This is a genomic window from Nitrospirota bacterium (assembly GCA_035516965.1).
Classification (GTDB): domain Bacteria; phylum Nitrospirota; class UBA9217; order UBA9217; family UBA9217; genus MHEA01.
This window is the reverse complement of the sequence record DATIZR010000027.1, coordinates 58258-78083: the sequence shown is the minus strand read 5'-3', so window position 1 is coordinate 78083 and position 19826 is coordinate 58258. Positions and strand designations below refer to the sequence as shown.

The window sequence follows — 19826 nt, the reverse complement described above, 5'->3', positions numbered from 1 at the left end:
GTTGATATTGGTCCTGCCCTGACCCTCCGCAAAAGAATACAGTTGATTGGCGCCTGACTGGTCCGGCCAGCTGACGGTCAGGATATAAGGCGGCGTCAAGCCATTAGTATTTACCACGAATTGTCCGTCGGTTCTCGTCGTGGTCGTCACGACCTTCGGGGGGACCGATGCGTCCCTGAGCGTTACCGTGCCAGAGATCGGCGCTCCAAAAGCGGCCACTCCCGTTACCGCGTTGGCCGTCACTGCATGGTTCACGTTGCTTGAGCCACATCCGGCCATTATGATACCGAGCATCATTGCACACACCGCGAAAATAGCGTTGATCTGTTTCCTCATTTTCATCTCCTTCTTCAATTTCGTCCTCTGTGCCTTGCCGGTCACAGTACTGCTCCTTGTATCTTGATCTGTCGTTCCTGTCACTGCATTTGACTCATGTTCCGATCCGTTATAGCAAGGCAGATGCCATGCATGCCTTGATGCTATTATCTTGTTGATAAACCATGCAAAACATATTTTAACCAGAGATGATCCGTCTTTTGTTGTACTGTAAATTGTATGGATTTTCAAACGATTCTTTATCACGCAGGGGGTGGGGAAAAGGGCAGAGACAAAACGAGTGCAATTCCAGTTAGTTGTGCAGGCTCTTTGGTGTACTTTCAATTGTATGGATTTTCCACCGGCTCTTTTTACGAAGGAAAATAAAAATGGCAGAGATAAAATGACGGCAATTCCACCCAGTTGTACACCTTCAACATACAGCGGTGTATAAGTTTATTGCCTATGGTTGTCTTCAGTCTTGGCGCAGAGAGCGCCTTCTTAGCTTCAGCCGATGACCCCGCTCATGGCAATAAAAAAGCCCATGCCGGAACATATTGGCATGGGCTTTTGCATTTCGATGGCTTATTGTTTCTTAGAACACTCCCTTGACCTTTCCCGTCTCCACATCAACATCCACGCGGCGATATGCCGGGTCTGAAGATGTGCCGGGCATGAGCGTGATGGTGCCGGCGACGGGGACCACAAAGCCCGCGCCCTTGTAGGTCAGGATGTCGCGGATGCGGAGCCTCCAGCCCTTGGGCACCCCTTTCAGGTTCGGATTGTCCGTGAGCGAGAGATGGGTCTTCACCATGCAGACGCCCATTTTCGCCAGGTCGGGATCGGCTTCCATCTTCTTGGCCTTGGTCTCCGCCTCGGGCGTGTAATCAACGCCGTCCGCGCCGTACACCTCCGTCGCGATCAACTCGATGCGCTTCCTGAGCGGCGTGGTGAGCTCGTAGAGGAACTTGAAGTCGTTCTTCTCGTTGCACGCATCGATCACGGCGTCGGCGAACTCGAGCGCTCCGTCGCCGCCCTTTTCCCAGTGGCGGGACAGGGCAACGCGGGCTCCTGCCGCCTCGGCGAGCCGCCTGACGGCCTTGATCTCGTTGTCCGTGTCGGTGTAGAAGGCGTTGATGCAGACCACGGGGTTGATGCCCGCCTTCTTGACGGTCCTGATATGGTGGATCAGGTTCTCGCAGCCCTTCTCGACCCAGCCCACGTTCTCGCCCTTGTATTCGTCGGGCATGGGCTTGCCCGGCACCGGGATCGGCGCGCCTCCGTGGCACTTGAGCGCGCGGATGGTGGCGACCACCACGGCCGCGTGGGGCTTCAAGCCCGACATGCGGCACTTGAGGTTCCAGAACTTCTCGAACCCGATATCGGCGGCGAAGCCCGACTCGGTCACGACGTAATCTCCGAGCTTGAGGCCCACCCGGTCGGCGATGATGGATGACTGGCCGATGGCGATGTTCGCAAAGGGTCCGGCGTGCACGAACACGGGCTGCCCTTCAATGGTCTGGAGAAGGTTCGGGTTCAGGGCCTCGACCATCCAGGCGGTCATGGCGCCGTCCACCCCGAGGTCGGCCGTCGTTACCGGCGTGCCGTCCTTGCTGTAGGCAACAACGATCCTGCCCATGCGCTCGCGCATGTCCTTCAGGTCCTTCGCAACGGCCAGGATGGCCATCACTTCCGACGACACGGCAATGGCAAATCCGGACTTCATCATGAAGCCATTCGACTTGCCGCCCATGCCGATCACGATCTCGCGCAGCGACTGCGCGCAGAAGTCGATGATCCACTTCATCTCCACGTTGTGCGGATCGATGTTCAGCCGGCGCAGTTTTCTCTTGTTGAGCTGTTCGTCGGAGTAGTTGAACTCGTGCTGCATGCGCGACGTGAGCGCGACCATGGCCAGGTTGTGGGTGTTCATGATGGCATTGATGTCGCCGGTAAGCCCGAGGGAGAAGGGCGTGAGCGGGATGACCTGAGACAGGCCGCCGCCGGCCGCCGAGCCCTTGATGTTCATGGTCGGACCGCCCGAGGGCTGGCGGATCGCGGCGATCACGTTCTTTCCGCGCTTGCCCAGACCCTGGGTGAGGCCGATGGTCGAGGTGGACTTGCCCTCACCGAGCGGCGTGGGCGTGATGGCCGTCACGTCGATGTACTTTCCGTCCGGCTTCCCCTCGAACCTCTTGAGGACCTTCTTGAAATCCACCTTGGCAATGTAGTGGCCGTAGGGAAGCAGTTCTTCCTGCGTCAGTCCCATCTTCGCCGCGATCTCCGCGATCGGCTTCATGCGCTTCTCTGAATCTTCCGCGATCTCCCAGTCTGCATGCTTCGTTGGATCCAGTGCCATTCTGTACCTCCCTCGTTGGAATTTTGATGTTGAACCGGTTTAAACTGTCCAAGCGGTCTGCACGGTTAATTCAGGCTCTGATGTTGAGTTGCGTAAGCTTCTTATTGAGCTTGAGCGCAAATTCCTGGCTGCAATGCAGGCAGCGCTGACCTATCGCTACGCCTTTTCGATCCGGACCGCGGAGACCTTGAACGACGGGATCTTTGCTATGGGATCGAGTGAGGCGTTGCTCGTCAGCATGTTGGCCGCCGCTTCCTTGAAGTGGAAGGGGATAAAGACCACGCCCTTGCCCGGACGTTTGGTCACATGCGTTTTGAGGGTGATGGACCCGCGGCGCGAGGTCACGTTCACCTTCATTCCCTCGGCAAGGGACAGGGCCTTCGCATCCTCCGGATTGATTTCGATGAACGCCTCGGGCGACACCTGGTCGATCTGCTTTACCCGCCTCGTCATGCTGCCGGTGTGATACTGGAACAGCAGCCTGCCGGTAGTGAGCAGGAACGGATACTCTTTGCCTGTCTGTTCTGTCGATGGCTTGTAGGTGACCGGCGTGAACCTGCCCTTGCCGCGCGGGAACCCGCCCTTGAACAGATACGGCGTACCCGGGTGGTCCTGGGTCGGGCAGGGCCACTGCAGGCCTCTCTCATCGATTCTCGCATAGGTCATGCCCGAAAGCGCCTGCCATGCCTTTCCGATCTCCAGGAACACCTCTTCCTCGGTACGGTACTCCATGGGGTAATTCATCCGTTTGCTCAGTTCCAGAATGATCTGCGAATCTTCCCTGGCCTGACCGGGAGGGTTCACTGCTTTCCGAACCCGCTGCACGCGCCGCTCGGTATTCGTAAACGTGCCCGACTTCTCGGCAAACACCGTGGCAGGCAGGACCACATTGGCAAGCGCCGCGGTTTCCGTCATGAAGACGTCCTGGACCACCAGGAAATCGAGCGCCTTGAGCGCCCTGATGGTGTGCGTCATGTCGGGGTCGCTGATGACGGGGTTCTCACCCATGATATACATGGCTTTGAGCGTCCCCTTTTCCGCGGCAGCGAGCATATCGGGCGCGGTGAACCCGACCTTGTCCGAGAGCTTCGCGTTCCAGAGCGTCTCGAACTTGGCCTTGAGCTCCGGGGTTGTCACGTTTTGATAGCCCGGATAGTTGTTCGGAATGCAGCCCATGTCCGTGGAACCCTGCACGTTGTTCTGGCCGCGCAGCGGGTTGACGCCGGCGGCCTCCTTGCCGAGGTTGCCGGTCAGGAGCGCGAGGTTGGCGATGGAGAACACATTTTCCGTGCCGTGCGCATGCTGGGTGATTCCCATCGTGTAGTAAATGCCGGCCTTGCCGGACCCGCCGTACATGCGGGCGGCCTTCACGATCGTTTCCGCCGGCACGCCGGTGATCTTCGACGCGACCTCCGGAGTGTATTCGTCAAGATTCCTTCTGAATGCCTCGTCAAAACCCTCGGTCATTGACGAGATGAAGTCCTTCTTGAGGAGCCCTTCCTTCACGATCACATGCATCATGGCGTTCAGGAGCGCGACGTCCGTGCCGGGCTTGTGCTGCATCCAGATATCCGCGAACCGCACGAGCGGCACCCGGCGCGGGTCGGCGATGATGATTTTCGCGCCTTTCCGCTTCGCCTTGATCATCCGAAGCGCGACGATGGGGTGGTTCTCCTTGGTGTTGGAGCCGATGATGAAGAGGACGTCGTTGTTCTCGATCTCCGCAATAGAGTTCGACATTGCTCCGGAACCGAATACGGTGGCCAGACCGGCCACAGTAGAGCTGTGTCAGTAACGCGCGCAGTGGTCGACATTGTTCGTGCCGATGCCTGCGCGTATGAACTTCTGGAAGAGATAGTTTTCCTCGTTCGTGCAGCGGGCAGAGGCGAGGCCGCCGATGGCATCCGGACCGTGTTTCGCTTTGATGGCCGAAAGCTTCTCCGCGATCAGGCCGTACGCCTCGTCCCAGGAAGCCTCCACGAACAGGCCGTCCTTTTTGATAAGAGGCGTCTTCAGCCGGTCGGGACTGGTAATGAAGCTCTGCCCGTACCTTCCCTTGACGCAGAGCCAGCCTTCGTTGATCGTGTCCCGGCGAGAGGTCACACGCACCACTTCGTTCCGCGATACGTGCAGGGTCAGGTTGCACCCGCACCCGCAATAGGAGCAGACCGACTCGACTTTTTTCACGTCCACCTGCCTGCCCTTGCCCAGCGACTGCTTGCCCATGAGCGCGCCAGTCGGGCAAATGCTGACGCACTGGCCGCAGAACTCGCAATCCAGGTCCTTCTCAAAGGCCGGCGTTACTTTGGCGGTAAATCCCCTGCCGGCGATATCGATCGCGCCGAGGCCCTGGATCTCGTCGCAGACCCGCACGCACTTGCCGCAGAGAATGCACTTTTCCATGTCGCGTTCGATGAAGGGGTTCAGGTCTTTCTTCGCATACTGGCGCCGCTCGCCGTAAAAGCGGTTCGCGCGGAGGTTGTAGAAGTAGGCCAGCTCCTGGAGCGTACAGTCACCGGCCCGGGAGCAGACCATGCAGTCGTTCGGATGGTCGGACAGGAGAAGTTCGACAACAGTCCGGCGCTGCCGCTCGATCAGCTCGTTCGATGTTTCCACTTCCATGCCCTCGGTAACCGGCGTCGTGCAGGCCGTTACCGGCCGTGGCATGCCCTTTACCTGGACCAGGCAGAGCCTGCATCCGCCGTGGGGCTCGAGCCGCGGGTCATCGCAGAGCGTCGGGATGTAGATGTCGTTGCGCCGGGCAGCATCGAGAATGGTTACGCCTTCCGGAACCGTTACCGCAATATTATTGATGGTCAGCTTTGACATAATTACCCTTTTTTTATCGCCTTGAACTTGCATTTGTCGAAGCAGGCGCCGCACTTGATGCAGAGGTCCGGGTTGATCGTATGCGGCTTTTTCTTCTCACCGGTGATGGCGCCGGCCGGGCAGACCAGGGTGCAGGCCGTGCAGCCCTTGCAGGCATCCTCGATAATACTGTATGTCAGGAGGTCCTTGCACACGCCCGCGGGGCACTTCTTATCGCGGATGTGCGCCTCATACTCGTCGCGGTAGTATTTGATCGTGGAGAGGACCGGATTCGGCGCGCTCTGACCGAGCCCGCAGAGCGAAGATGTCTTCACATCGCTGCTCAGGGTCTCGAGAAGATCGATGTCCGATGCCCTGCCCTTCCCTTCAGTGATCCGCGTCAGTATCTCGAGGAGACGCTTGGTGCCGATCCTGCACGGTACGCATTTGCCGCAGGATTCCGACTGGGTGAATTGCAGGAAGTACTTGGCCACGTTCACCATGCAGTCGGTCTCGTCCAAAACCACCATGCCGCCCGACCCCATGATCGAACCGACTTTGCCGAGCGATTCATAGTCCAGCGTAGTATCGACAATGCTCGACGGAATGCACCCGCCGGACGGCCCGCCCGTCTGGACGGCCTTGAGCTTCCTGCCGCCTTCAATGCCTCCGCCGATATCGTAGATGACCTCTTTGAGCGGGATGCCCATCGGTACCTCGATGAGGCCCGAGTTCTGGATCTTGCCGGTGAGCGCAAATACTTTTGTCCCCTTGCTCTTCTCCGTACCCATGCCCGCATACCATGCGGCGCCCTTCCTCATGATGTACGGCACATTCGCGAGCGTCTCCACATTATTGATGATCGTGGGGTAGCCCCAGAGACCTTTCTGGACGGGGAAGGGCGGCTTGGCACGTGGTTGGCCGCGCCTGCCCTCGATTGAAGCGATGAGCGCAGTCTCTTCGCCGCACACAAAGGCGCCGGCGCCGAGCTTTACCTTGATCTTGAAATCAAAGCCTTTCCCGAGGATGTTCTTTCCGAGGAAACCGCGCTCCTGTGCCTGCTTGATCGCCAGATGGAGGCGTTCAACGGCAAGAGGGTACTCGGCCCGGATGTACACGTATCCATAGGGAGCGCCGATGGCATAGGCGCCGATGACCATGCCTTCGATCACCGCGTGCGGGTTTCCCTCGACCACCGAACGGTCCATGAACGCACCGGGGTCCCCCTCGTCGGCGTTGCAGATAAGGTACTTGACGGGTCCGGGGGCTTTGATCGCCATGTCCCACTTCTGGCCCGTGGGAAATCCTGCGCCGCCCCGGCCGCGCAGACCCGAGGCCTTGATCACCTCGATGATTTCCTGGGGAGTCATGGTGGCAATGACTTTTTTCATCGCCTCGTAGCCGCCGCGGCTGATGTACGAGTCGATATCTTCGGGATCTACCTCGCCGCAGTCGGAAAGGACCACCTTGACCTGCTTGTCGTGAAACGTGTGATAGTCGGCCTTCACAAGCCATTCGTCGACAGGAGTGCCGCCGATGATATGCTCGTTCACGAGCCGGTCAACCATATCGGTCTTGATGTACTCGTAGGTGAACTTGTTCCCGTCCACGATTACGTCCACGAGCACATCACGGGCGCAGAACCCCCTGCAGCCCACCTTGTGCACCGAGCAGTGCTTCTCCACGCTTCCTTTGATGCCCGCAGCCGCAAATGCCTTCTCGAATGAAGACATCACCTGCTCGCCGCCGGCGGCCATCCCGCCCGTGCCCATACAAACCTTTACCGAGATATCCTTATGCATGAATGCTCCAGATTCATCGAACAACCGATGATGAACTCCCGATATACAAATAAACTCCACGAGCCGATGACCAAGCTGTTTGAATGTCCTCGTTGCCTGCTGGTCATTGTTTGTTTATTGAGATTCGCTACTGACTCTGTGCGTTCCCCGTCTCGACCGCCTTAAGTCCCTTGATTTCTTTCATGAGCTTGTCCGGCGACATCTTGCCATGCACCGCCTTATTGAAGATGATGACCGGCGCGATGCTGCAGGCGCCGACGCAGTTCACTTTTTCGACGGTGAATTTGAGGTCTTCGGACGTGTCCTCGCCCGAAGGGATGCCCAGTTCCTTCGTAAGGCTGTTGATGAGCCTTTCGGAGCCCTTCACATGGCACGCCGTCCCGCAGCATGCGGTGATGATATTTTTCCCCCGGGGCTTGAGATGGAACTGAGCGTAGAATGTGGCAACGCCATAGAACCTTGCCGGCGGGACATCGAGTCGCTCTGAGAACCAGGAGATCGCATCCTCACGGAGGTATCCGAACTCGCTCTCGATGTCCTGCAGGATTGAGATCAGGTTCCCTTCATTTTCCCGGTATCGGGCATATATACCTTCGAGCTTTTCTTCCATTTTGTAAACCCTCTTGAGACAAAAATAGCCGCCTTCAATTTTTCCGGCAGCCAAGTCTGAGCCTCTCCACATCGTGGTCGTGGTGCAAGCGACAACCAGCACATCCGGCCTTCGAGAAGTGAGCGCCCCCGAAGGGGCGCTTGATACGCTACCAGCTTTCAGAATGTTAGAACATCGGATCCATCGTCAGCGCAGGATGGCCCTTTTCCGTAAGGTAGGCCACCAGTTTCTCCGAATCCTCGGCCACCGTCTCGTCCGCGATCCGGTCGATCAGGTCGGGAATGCCCTCCTCCTCGGCACGCTTCTTGAACTCCTCGGCAAAGGACTCCTTCAGGTTCTTGGTCATCCAGACCACGCGCTTGAAACCGCCTTCGGCGAAGAGGAACTTTTTGCTGGTGAGGAAGAACCGCCCGATGCCCATGAAGCCCGGGGTCTGCGCTCCGCCGCCCACGGTGCCGGCAAGTGTCGAGAACTTCATGCCGATGGGGGTCATGCCGGTGAAGCCGCGGTTTACGATCATCACGCCGTTCGCTTCGGGCACGATGGCCATAATGCACTCGAAGCAGCCGCAGGAGGTCATGGGCGCGTCCATGATGCTGTACGCGTTGAAATACTCCAGCGACTGATGCGAGTTGGTGTACACATATTCGTCCACGCCTTTCCAGCGGCCCTTGACCGGGTCGAGGACCTCGCCCTTCAGGACGGGCTGGTTCGCGCCGTTCGGGTCGATCTCGTAGGCAGCCTTGGCATCGAGCCAGTTATAGGCGCCGCAGAGGCCGAGACGCTCCGGCGACACCACGCACACGTGGTTCGGTGCGAAGCTCTGGCAGAGGATGCAGGAATAGAAGAGGTCAACGGACTCGTCGGTCATGGATGCAAGCCGGACGTCGCGCTCATGATACGCCTTCAGCGCTTCGGCATGCATCTTCTTGACATCGGCTTCGTCCACGTACAAGGTCACCTGGACCTTGTCCACGATGTTGTTGAACTTGTGCTTGAGCTGGGTCGCGAGGATGTCCCCGAAGTGCTTCAGCACGAACCCTTCCTTGAGAGCGTTGATGCTGACCCGGAACCAGTTCTGGTCCCGCTGGCCCATGTGCCAGATGCCCTGGGCTTCGTTGACGAAGTGATGGATCTTCCGCTCGAGCACCGGCTCGAAGTCCTTCTGCATCTTGCGGCCGGCCACGTCGATCACCACGCCGAGCGGCATCTGCCCGCCCTTCGCATACCGGGCCTCCGCGTCTGTGCCGACGATGGTGACCTTGCCGTCCTCAACGGCGCTCATATCCACCGTGCGGAGCCACTCGAAGGCCGGCGTGCGCTGCCCGCCCATCTCGATGTGCATATCCTCCTTGCGGATGCGCTCGCCCTCGAACGCGGGGCCGTAGGCGACCGGGATCGGCGGCTTCGAAACCGTGATCTTGAGGCCGCGCACTTCGAAGCACCGCTCCACGAGCTTCTTGGGATCGAGCTCCTTCTCGACCTCCTCGTAGATCGTGACGCCGGTCGGATGCACGACCGGGATGTCCGTGTTCGCGATCGCGGGGAATCCCATGTTGATGGCGCCCGCGCCCGTGGTCCAGATCCGGTCGTTCAACGGCCCCAGCACCATGGCGAACGCGAAGACCTTGTCCTTGGAGTACTTGAGGATCTTCTGGAAATCGCCGCCCTTCATGCCGCCGAACGTGATGCCCGCGCGCGCCGCCCAGTTCAGAGCATAGATCGCGTGCTCCACCTCGGGTCCCAGCGGGACCAGACGGGTGTCCCAGCCGAGCTGCACGCCCTTGCGGAGCAGCTGCTTGGTCATGCTGTCGCCGTTCACGTTGCCGCACATCAGGGTGAGGATGTTCTTCTGCTGGAGGTCCCGGGCAATGTCGAAGGCCTGGTCGTCGCTGTCGGCCGCGCCGATGATGCAGACGTATCCCGGCATGGATCCGTCCACCAGCTGAACGCCGAGGTTCCGGAGAATCGTGTCGGAGATGAACCCGTTGTAGGTGAGGCCGATGGAGTCGTCCTTCACCGGCTCCTGGCCGTACAGGTAGCGGATGGCCATGATCATCTCCTGGGCGAAGAGCGCCGCCATGCCGGCGTCGAGCGCTTCTCCCAGATAAGGCTTATACAGCTTGTCCTCCGGGGCATCGGTGAGGAGCGGCTTCACATGCTGCTGGAGGGCGGCCTTCATGTCCCCGACCGTCCGGACCTCGAAGCCGGTCATGGTGAACATCTGCGGGAGGAAGTACGCCGTGTCCGGGAACTCGAACTTAAAATCAGTCCCCTTTTCCGTGATGGCCTTCTCGACGAGAGCCTCGGCCTGCTTCACGTAGTAGTGTGCGCCCAGGATGGCGCCTGTGGCAATGACTTTTGACATCGCTAACTCCTTTAAAATGCATTTTTTACCACAGAGAACACAGAGAAGACGTTTCGTCTTCTCGCTGTGTCCTCTGTGGCGAAGCTGTTTTTACGCTCTCGCCTTCAGGAAGGTCGGGAGCTGGTTCGCTTCGCGCGGGCCCACGGTGATCTTCCAGCCCGGCAGTTTTTCCTCCAGAGCCCCGGAGAGGATCGCGACGTACCCGGGGATGATAAGCTCCTTGTGGCCGGTGCTCTTCTCCACGCCGCTCTCGGTGATGAACTGCGCGATCTTGCTTGCCGTAAACTTGCCGGCTGCCCAGGCCGTGAGCACGGACAGGCCTTCGTTGTCCATGACCGCGAGCCAGGACGGCACCTTGCTGTTCTCCACCTCGCCACGCACGATGAAGTAGGAAAGCGAGAAGTTGGTCGTGATCATGAGCGGAGAGCCGTCTTTGGCGTCACCGACCTTGTAAATGTTCTGCGCCACCTGCATCGGGACCTGAGGATCGGTGTATATGTTCTGGCGCAGGGACAGCAGCGCCAGCATCTTCCACTTTTCGACATTGCTCAGGACGATGATCGAAGCGTACTTCATTGTCCCGACCGCTGCGGCGATGGTTTCGGACACGGAGTTATCGCGCGTTGCGAAGGTGATGATCGGATAGCCGAGGGGCTTGAAGTTTTTCTTGATGGCGGCACGGCGAATGATGGTAAAGTGCTCGATCATGTCCTTGGCCTTGCGGGCCCCCGAATCGAGGACCAGGTCGTCCACGCCCATCCCCTTGACCTTCTCGGCAAGCGCGGTCAGCGCTTCGAGGCCATCGGCGGCAACGGCGAGGGACGCCTTCTTCTCCTTCGCGATCTTTGCCATGGCCTCGGCGTTCTCGGCGGTGGCGGCATAGATGAGCGGCTTCTTGTCGGCGCAATGGGCAATGCCCGCTTCGATCGTCGCGGCATTCTTGCTCACCAGGATGACCGGCACGCCGGGAGCACCGTCCACGACCTGCTTCACGACGGAGGCGAACTTGGCCGCATCGCCGCCTTCATCGGTCACGGCAATGGCGTCGACCCGCAGCTTCTGGCCCACGCGGTCGATCTCGGATTTGTTCACGGCGTCGATCTTCTTTGCTGCAGCGTCTCCGGCCTCGGAGGCCTTGATCGCAACGGCGAACACGTTCGGGTTGAAGAATTTTTTCTCGTGGCGGAACATGCAGATTTCTTCGCCGACCTTCACGGCCTTCGGGCCCGTGCCCAGGGAAATGCCCCGGATCGGCGGTGCGGCTGATTCGCCCAGTATCTTCTTTGCATCCTCGGACGCGTCCGGACAGGCATCAAGGCTTGCCTGCTTGGCGGCCAGCTTCATGGCGAAGGCGAGGCAGGTGGGATGGCCGCACTTCTTGCAGTTGGTTTTCGGCAAATGCTTGAATATTTCAACACCGGAGAGTGCCATGGAATGGCTCCTTTCAAGGCTTAACCACCGGGAGCACAGAGAATATCGTGAATCAGTATGAGGATTACCTCTGTGACCGCTGTGGTAAAAATTTGTTTGATTACATCAGCTCGGAGATGACTTCCTTAGCTTTTGCTGCCGCACCGGGATGCCGCATGATCAGCATATCCGCGCCCGCGGTGATCATGGCGGAGGCGGTCACGGCCTCCCAGGCCAGAGCCCGGTCCTCAAGGCTCCCCCATTCCGGCACCTCGGCATCGGGCGCCATGGTCTCCTTGACCTTCCAGACGTTCGCGCCGATGTCGCAAACGACCGGGGTCTGCATCATGGGGTCGTTCTGCAGGAGCGCGGCCAGACGAATACGCTCCATCACGCTGTAGGTGTATTCGAGGCCATAGCCGAGGGCTGAGGACATGGGATCCATGATGATCCGCTCCTTGTCAAAGCCCATCTGGGTGAGCAGGATATTCAGCTGCTTGGCCAGGTTCACATCGAGCTGGCTCATCGCGATCAGCTTGTGATCATTGGCCATCGCCGCCGCGGCAACGGTCTTGTAGTTTTCCTCTACGGCCTTCCCGATCGCGCAGTTCTTGCCGCGGGTGGCTGCCGCCACTGCTTGGAGCACCTGGGTGTCCTTCTCCACGTGCCCGCTGCCGAGAATGACGAGCGGAATATCGATGGCTGCCGCAACTTCCGACGCGACCCTTGCAGCATCATCGGCGCTCTTGTTCTGCTGGTCGGGATGGGTGCCCGTGAGCCTGAGCGCCACGAGGTCGGCACCCTGCTGCTGGCAGAACTTCGCCCACTGGGCCGGATTCGAAGCCGACCCTCCAATGGCCTTCTTGACGGTCTCAGGCCAGTCGTCGGGTGCGATATCCATGATCTCCAGCGCAACTGCCGGCTTGTTCGGGAACGTGCCCTCGAACGAGAGGTAAGGAAGGGCGCTTGCACCCCCGATCGTCACAACTTTTGCGCCGGACCCGATTTGCACGTTATAAATCTTGCCATTGTAAGACTCTTTAGGTATTACGAGTGCCATGATTTATAGCCTCCTCGAAAAATTGTTGCACATCTTATCAGATTTGCATCCTGAAAACAACAGAGAAATAGCACAAATTGTAACACCGGTTTAGAGAACCGGCCAATTGCATATTGAATTCCCGCCCAGAAAACAGGCACGGGCGATGGCCGTCGATGGGTCCTTCTTTACATTTCCAGGAACGAATGAGCGTACATGGTCTTGCCCATGATCATTTCGACGGTCTTCGCCGTATCCATCATATCCTTATCGAGCGGGTCGATGATCGCGTGCGTGAGTCCTTCCATGAGAAGCATGGTCATATAGTTCCGGTTGATGATGTGGCGCACGTGCTTGGGCGCGCCGTTCGAGATGTTCGAGAGACCGACGACGGTGCTCATAGGCGGATCGTTCAGGTCGCGGAACATCTTGATCGCCCGGGCGGACTGGATGGCCTGGTTCTGCATGGTCGCTATCTGGAGTATGAGCGGATCGAGCAGGATGTTCTCCATGGGCACGCCGAACTCCATGGCGCGGGCCATGATCTCCGATGCGATGACGCAGCGGTCCTCGGCGTCAGCCGGCAGGCCGCCCTTCCCGAGGGTGAGCGCAACGACCTTGGTGCCGTACTTGCCGGCAAGTTCCAGCATCGGAAAACGCTCGGGCTCGTTCGATGTCGAATTGACGATCGGCAGGCCCCAGGTGTTGTTGTGCGCTTTGATGCCCGCTTCCATGGCCTTCACGTTGGTCGTGTCGAGGCAGATGGGCTTCTGCACGACCTCATGCACCACCTTTACGGCCCAATCCATGAGCTGGGGGCCGTCATCCTCGGCAGGGCCGATGGACACATCGATGTAGTGCGCGCCTGCGTTGGCCTGCGCAACGGCAAGCTCCTGAATCGGCTTGGCATCCCGCTTCATGAGCGCCTCACGCACCTTCTTTGCCATGACGCTGATCTTCTCTCCTATAACTATCATGCTTTACAATCTCCTTTCTCAACCTTATTATTCTTTTTTATCTTTCGTCTCGTAACCTGGCCCAGCAACTCCGGGCACTCTGTGCATATTTGTGATCGCACGACGCAGAGGCCCTTACCCCATCTCGCATGCTGCACATCACCCTGAGACCAGGCTCACCAGCTCATCTGCCGTCTCCTGCGTGATGCTTCCCCGTTCCCTCGCCACCCCAATGGTTTGCCGGGCCAGTTCCCGATAGAGACCAGCGAGCGACGGGGCCCGCTTATGCATGGCCTCGAGATGGTCGCGCACGGTCTCGATGTCGCCCCGCATGATCGGCCCGGTGAGCGCATCGGGGATGCCGAGAGTCTCTATATTATGAAGCGTGCCCCGGATGAGCGGCAGCACGGCCCTGAGCGCTTCCTTTTTATCTGCACCCAGGGTCTCATAGAACTTGAGGCCGTAGTCGATCAGGGCCACGAAGTAGTTTGAAACCGCCACTGCGCCCGCGTGGTACAATGCCGCCGAGTCCCTGTCCGAGCTCCACTTCGGCATCGCAAGCTCGACGCCCCCGAGTGCCGCAACGATCGCCCTGGCATCATCCGATGCCGCGGCGTCCGCTTCAACGCGGAAATAAGAGCCCGGGAGCGTCTTGACCCCCTGCTCCCTGCTCGCCAGCGACTGGAGCGGGTGTAGCACTGCCCGGAACGCCCCCGCCTTCCCCGCCGAATCGAGCAGGCTGAGCGAGTGAGCGCCCGACATATGGACCACGAGTGCGCCCGGCTTCAAGCCTTGCCCGGCAGCGATGGTCCTGCATACCTCTTGGATGACCCTGTCGGGAGTGGTAATGAATACGATATCAGCCTTTGATGCTGCGCTCACCGCGTTCGTGGTCGGCTCTCCCGAACCGATGAAGTCCGCAGCCGCCTGTGCAGACGCTAACGACCGCGCCACGACCGCCCCCACCTGAAACCCCGCCTTGGCAAGCAGAAACCCCACGGAACTGCCGACACGACCTGCACCGATGATTGCAACGGTTTTGGAGGTCATACGTTATGGGATCAGCTTGTCGAGAATGAGGTAATACTCTTTGAGCGCCTTTGAACCCGCTGGAAGCTGGATCAACGGCTTTCCATTCAGGTCATATTCAAAGATCAGGTCGTCCGCAGGAACGAATCCCGCGAACTCCACGCCCTGCTGCGTGATCGCCTGCCGGAGCGACTTGTCCTCGCTCGTCCCGTCCTGCACCCGGTTCACGATGAGCGCCGTGCGCTTGACGTTCAGGTTCAGTTCCTTGATCAGCGCGCCGATCCGGCCGGCCGTCATGACCCCGCGGACGGAGGAGTCGCTGATGATGAGCAGGAGATCCGTGTCCTGTGTCGTACGGCGGGACAGATGCTCGAGGCCCGCCTCATTATCCATGACCGTGTAGGGATAATTGTCCGCCAGCTTGTCCATGTACTTGCGGATGATGTTGTTTGCCGCGCAGTAGCAGCCCGCGCCTTCGGGCCGTCCCATCACGAGCAGGTCGAAGCCCTTTGCCTCGATGATCGCCTGCTGGATCTGGTAGTCGAAGAGCTGCTCCATGCTCATGCCGCCCGGCCGGGGCGCCGTGGACTTGACCGCTTCGAGGGAGGTCTCCCGCAGCTTCCCCACGGTGGCGTGGACCTTGACGCCGAGCACGTCGTTCAGGTTCGCATTGGCGTCCGCGTCCACGGCGAGCACCGCACCGCGTCTGTTCTCTGTCAAGTATCGGATTGTGAGGCCGCAGAGGCTGGTCTTGCCCGTGCCGCCCTTGCCTGCGACTGCGATGGAAAAACCCATGGTAAAACCTTTAACGTCTGCCACAGAGTACAGGGGGATCACAGAATATCCGAACTATCTAAACCCTGATCAAATCCAAATAGCTAAATTCGAACGACGAGCTTTTATTTTTTATCTTTCTCTGTGATCTCTGTGACCCCTGTCGCTAATTTTGCTTTTGTACCCCGAATTTCTTTCTGACCTCTTCGATCTTGCCGCAGGTCATCTTGCCCTCCGGGCAGGGATGATACAGACACCCGGGGCCGGACCTGGCGAAGATCGTCGGCGCCACTTTTTTCACCTGCGCCAGCATGCGCTCGGCCATATCCCGGATCTCCCACTGCGCCCTGTTGCAGGTGCGTACGCGGAAGAAATGCAGGAGCTCCCGCGCGTTCATGGTGACCACGATCTTGGTCTCCGCCGCGTTCGGAAGAAGATAGCGCGCGTCCTGCTGCCCCGCCTCGCCTTTGAACCCGAGATCCTCGAGCCGCTTCAGGACCTTCGTATAGTTCGCCTGGGCCTCGTCCATGCAGCGTTCGAATTCGCTGGCGAGGGCGGGGTCCTGCTTGATGCTCGGCGGGATGACGTAATCGAATTGCTCTGCTTTTACATACCGCTGGCTTTGCTGAGAATAGGATGCTACGCGGTGCCGGACCAGTTGGTGAGAACACGCCCGGGAGATGCCCTCGATGCCGAAAGAGAACGAAACATGCTCGATGGGAGAGAGGTGCCCTATGGACGCCAGCTTTTCCACGAACGCAGCCTGGTCTTTGGCCTCGATCTTCTGCTTCAGTTCATCCACCCCCGAGGGGCTGTAGCAGAGCTTTGCTGCCATAGCTACGACCTCTTCGGGTTCCGGCGTATGCCGGAGGAGAACCACGTTCAATGCCGCTTCAGGCATGCTGTCCCCTCCTCTCACGACGCCACTCGACACCCTCTTGAGCGGGAACAGGGGTGAGAAATGGATGGCAAGGAAATGGCATTATAGCCAGCACCTGTCACATGAGTCAAGATAAAATGAATCAGTTGCGGACAATATTTTCTAATTAACTTATAAATTTCATTGATGAAAAACGAGGCGCTACTAAAGGTAGCCGGCGGGTTGTTACGAATATGCACCCAATTTTTAAACGCAATTATTTGAAACTGTGTTCTTCCGACGGGAACGTTCCGCTTTCAACGTCCTGTTTGTACTCTTTGACAGCCTTGAGTGCCTGCTCCCCGAGGTTCGCGTACTTCTTCACAAATTTAGGAGTAAAACGCTCGAAAAGCCCGAGAAGATCGTGGATGACCAGAACCTGGCCGTCGCAATCCGGGCCGGCGCCGATACCGATGGTCGGGATATGCAGCACCTCATGGATGTCCCTTGCCAGGGATACGGGCACTGCCTCGACTACGACGGAGAAAGCGCCTGCATCCTGGACCGCTCGCGCGTCAGCAAGGATCTTCTCGCGGGCGGCCTCGTCCTTGCCCTGCACCTTGAACCCGCCGAGCACATGCACATACTGCGGCGTGAGCCCGATATGCGCCACGACCGGGACCCCCGCGTCAACGATCGCCCGGATGGTGCCGGCCATCTGGCTTCCGCCCTCAAGTTTGACGGCCTCGGCATTGGCCTCTTTCAGGAACCGGCCGGCGTTCCGGACGGCCTCTGTTTTGTGCGTCTGATAGGACAGGAACGGCATGTCACCCACGACCATGGCGGACTGTGCCGCACGGGAAACCATGCGGGTATGATAGATCATCTCATCCATCGTAACCGGGAGGGTGCTCGAGGCGCCCTGCACCACCATGCCGAGGGAGTCCCCCACGAGGATCATGTCTATGCCGGCCTGATCAACAATCCGGGCCGTGGGAAAGTCATAGGCCGTGAGCATGGTGATCTTCCTGCCCTCGGCCTTTTTCTTGTACAGATCCGCTATGGTGATCTTCGGCATAGTCTTATCCCGGATTGCGGAATCCAGACCTTTTGATCCGGAACCCTCGGTGCTCCCTCACATCCTTCGCTCCCGGCACAGCCTTTTCCAAGCCGGCATCAATCGAACGATGGCCGCGGATAAAGACCTGCCGCCTTGACGATCCCCTCGATGGCGCTCTCCCATTCGATGGCCTGGATATGAACGCCTTTGACGCCCGGGATCTCGAGGATCTGCTGGATCAGCTCCACGGTTATCTTGAGGCCCTCGGCTTCCTGCAGCTCCCGGGCCTTCTTCTTGTCCTCGCCCGCGGCCTCTTTCGCCTTGTTCATCCGGTCGATCAGCGCCTTCGGCACCGTGACGCCCGCGACCGATGAGTCCATGTACTTGAGCATCATGGCGCTCCGGGGCACGATGATGCCGCCGAGGATCGCGGTCCGTTCGTGGAGCCCCAGGTTCCTGGCCTTTTCCATCTGCGACTTGAAGATCTCCACGTCGTAGATCCCCTGCGTCTGGATAAAGTCCGCTCCGGCATCCACTTTTTTCTTGAGGTTGTACGGCCTGAAATCGATCGGGTCTCCCATGGGCGTCCAGGATGCGCCTATGAAGAACTTCGGCGGGACCTCGATCTTGTCGCCGCCCTCCTGAAGGCTCTCGTCGCGCATCTTTTTCATGATCCCGACGAGTTGGCAGGTGTCCACGTCATAAACATTCTTCGCGCCCGGATGACCCTTGAGCTTGCCCGCGGCGCTGAACTTCTGATGGTCGCCGGCAATGCAGAGGCAGTTCTTGAGGCCCAGGGCAGCGGCACCGAGGAGGTCCGCCTGCATGGCGATCCGGTTCCGGTCCCGGCAGGTCATCTGCATGACCGGTTCGAGCCCTTCCCGCTGGGCGATGAACGCGGCGGCGATGCTCGAGATGCGCACGACCGCCGTCTGGCAGTCTGTGATGTTCGCCGCGTCGCAGAAGCCTTTCAGCTTGTGGGCTTTCTCGACAACTTCATGCGGGTCTGCGCTCATGGGAGGGCCGAGCTCGGCAGTGACCGCGGGTTTTCCGCTTGCGATGACTTTTTCCAGATTGCTTCCGCTTTTCATTCGGATTATCCTCCGGCCTTAAGCCTTTTTCTCTTCTTCCAATTCCATGATGTGTTCGTATACGAGTCTTCGCGGTCCGCCGTGGGTTCCCGGGGACCAGTTCCTCGGCGGCTGGATGGAATACAGCTCCTCGATCCTGCCCAGCTTCTTCATCCGCTCGACGATGAGGTACCAGGCGCAGTCGATGTCCTTGCCGACCTCGCACTTGCCCTTGTCCGTTCCGCCGCAGGGCCCGTTCATGAGCGACTTGGAGCAGCGAACCACCGGGCAGATGCCGCCGGTCATGTGCAGGATACAGTTGCCGCACCCTCCGCAGAGTTCAACGAAGTAGCCGGCCTTGGGGACGGCGCCGTAGAACGTGGTATTCACGCCTGGATAGACCGGGATGCTGTCGCCGATCCGATCGGCAAGAAAGTTCACCCCCACGCCGCAGGCGGTGGAGAGCACCAGATCGTAGGTCTTCACCTTTTCCATGAGAGGTTCAAAGAACTCGGGCTCGCAATGCCGCTCGATCGCCGCATTGTCGACCTGCATGTCAGCGCCCTCCTGGGTCGCTTTCATGCGGATCATCGACGCGAGGATCTCCGCCTCCTTGCTGCCGCCCGCGTGGCTGATGGCGACGCAGGTGTTGCAACCGAAGACAAGGACCTTCTTGAATCCCTTGACCATGTCCCAGATTTCATCAAATGGTTTCTGTTTTCCGACTATCATTGGTCATTTACTCCTTTTCCGTGCCGCATAGCTTGCCGTGTCGTGCGAGCCCTATCGGCGACGGCCCGAGTTTCCGTATCTTCTCGACAAATTCGTTGCACATCTCCGCCCACCGCGGGCCCATTGCTGCGGAAAGGTTATACATCTCCAGGCGCGCCGGGTCGATGCCGACCTTGGTCAGCAGTGTTTTGACGTATTCTATCCTTCTTGCTGCAAACAGATTACCTTCCAGGTAATGGCATTGGCCTTTCAGTCAGCCTGCCGCGAAGATGCCGTCAACGCCCTTTTCGAATGCACGGAGAATGTGGATGTGGTCGAGCTTTCCGGTGCAGGGCAGACGGATTATCTTGACGCTCGGCGTGTATGAGAGCCGCATGACGCCTGCCAGGTCCGCCGCCGCGAACGCGCAGTAATGGCACGCAAAGGCGATCACATTCGGCTCCCAGCCCGGCGGCGCTTCGTGGGGTTTCTCGACGGACGAAACCGCGACTTTTTCCGGTGTTTCTGATGCTACGGCCATGGATGCACTCCTTTCAAGCATAATCAAAATCTACGACAGCTACCACGGAGATCACAGAGAATATTCGAGATAACCTTTTCTATTGTATTTTTCTGCGTCCTCTGCGGTGAACATG

At 58.9% G+C, this 19826-nt stretch carries 16 protein-coding genes; all 16 read right to left on the bottom strand.

What is annotated here, in order from left to right; genetic code table 11:
• A partial coding sequence (locus VL197_03460; GenBank protein HUJ17028.1) for a hypothetical protein occupies positions 1 to 336 on the bottom strand: 336 nt, incomplete at its 3' end.
• 574 nt (positions 337 to 910) lie between these two features.
• Positions 911 to 2674 carry a formate--tetrahydrofolate ligase gene (locus tag VL197_03455; protein ID HUJ17027.1) on the bottom strand — a complete coding sequence of 588 codons (1764 nt, stop codon included), beginning with the start codon at positions 2672 to 2674 and terminating at the stop codon, positions 911 to 913.
• Between the two features lie 156 nt (positions 2675 to 2830).
• Positions 2831 to 5503 carry a formate dehydrogenase subunit alpha gene (fdhF, locus tag VL197_03450; protein HUJ17026.1) on the bottom strand — a complete coding sequence of 891 codons (2673 nt, stop codon included), beginning with the start codon at positions 5501 to 5503 and terminating at the stop codon, positions 2831 to 2833.
• Between the two features lie 2 nt (positions 5504 to 5505).
• On the bottom strand, positions 5506 to 7284 hold the full coding sequence (gene nuoF, locus VL197_03445) for an NADH-quinone oxidoreductase subunit NuoF (protein ID HUJ17025.1): 1779 nt from the start codon (positions 7282 to 7284) through the stop codon (positions 5506 to 5508).
• 127 nt (positions 7285 to 7411) lie between these two features.
• Complete coding sequence (locus VL197_03440; GenBank protein HUJ17024.1) at positions 7412 to 7894, bottom strand: NAD(P)H-dependent oxidoreductase subunit E; 483 nt, start codon at positions 7892 to 7894, stop codon at positions 7412 to 7414.
• A 166-nt stretch (positions 7895 to 8060) separates the two neighbouring features.
• On the bottom strand, positions 8061 to 10262 hold the full coding sequence (gene acsB, locus VL197_03435) for an acetyl-CoA decarbonylase/synthase complex subunit alpha/beta (GenBank protein ID HUJ17023.1): 2202 nt from the start codon (positions 10260 to 10262) through the stop codon (positions 8061 to 8063).
• A 90-nt stretch (positions 10263 to 10352) separates the two neighbouring features.
• Complete coding sequence (gene acsC, locus VL197_03430; GenBank protein ID HUJ17022.1) at positions 10353 to 11693, bottom strand: acetyl-CoA decarbonylase/synthase complex subunit gamma; 1341 nt, start codon at positions 11691 to 11693, stop codon at positions 10353 to 10355.
• A 100-nt stretch (positions 11694 to 11793) separates the two neighbouring features.
• On the bottom strand, positions 11794 to 12732 hold the full coding sequence (locus VL197_03425; protein ID HUJ17021.1) for an acetyl-CoA decarbonylase/synthase complex subunit delta: 939 nt from the start codon (positions 12730 to 12732) through the stop codon (positions 11794 to 11796).
• Positions 12733 to 12899: 167 nt separating this feature from the next.
• Entirely contained in the window at positions 12900 to 13688 is a 789-nt protein-coding gene (locus VL197_03420; protein HUJ17020.1) for a dihydropteroate synthase, read from the bottom strand.
• Between the two features lie 138 nt (positions 13689 to 13826).
• Positions 13827 to 14717, bottom strand: a complete 891-nt coding sequence (locus tag VL197_03415) for a DUF2520 domain-containing protein (GenBank protein ID HUJ17019.1) — start codon at positions 14715 to 14717, stop codon at positions 13827 to 13829.
• A 3-nt stretch (positions 14718 to 14720) separates the two neighbouring features.
• Positions 14721 to 15515, bottom strand: coding sequence for an ArsA-related P-loop ATPase (locus VL197_03410; protein HUJ17018.1), 795 nt, complete (start codon positions 15513 to 15515; stop codon positions 14721 to 14723).
• Between the two features lie 121 nt (positions 15516 to 15636).
• Positions 15637 to 16371, bottom strand: coding sequence for an FAD-dependent thymidylate synthase (thyX, locus tag VL197_03405; GenBank protein HUJ17017.1), 735 nt, complete (start codon positions 16369 to 16371; stop codon positions 15637 to 15639).
• 235 nt (positions 16372 to 16606) lie between these two features.
• Positions 16607 to 17407, bottom strand: a complete 801-nt coding sequence (gene panB / locus VL197_03400; GenBank protein ID HUJ17016.1) for a 3-methyl-2-oxobutanoate hydroxymethyltransferase — start codon at positions 17405 to 17407, stop codon at positions 16607 to 16609.
• A 98-nt stretch (positions 17408 to 17505) separates the two neighbouring features.
• A complete protein-coding gene (locus VL197_03395) occupies positions 17506 to 18480 on the bottom strand; it encodes a methylenetetrahydrofolate reductase (protein HUJ17015.1) in 975 nt (324 codons plus the stop codon).
• 18 nt (positions 18481 to 18498) lie between these two features.
• Positions 18499 to 19191, bottom strand: a complete 693-nt coding sequence (locus VL197_03390; protein ID HUJ17014.1) for a methylenetetrahydrofolate reductase C-terminal domain-containing protein — start codon at positions 19189 to 19191, stop codon at positions 18499 to 18501.
• Between the two features lie 7 nt (positions 19192 to 19198).
• Positions 19199 to 19711 (bottom strand): hydrogenase iron-sulfur subunit, encoded by a 513-nt coding sequence (locus VL197_03385; GenBank protein ID HUJ17013.1) that lies wholly within the window; start codon positions 19709 to 19711, stop codon positions 19199 to 19201.
• Positions 19712 to 19826 lie beyond the last annotated feature (115 nt).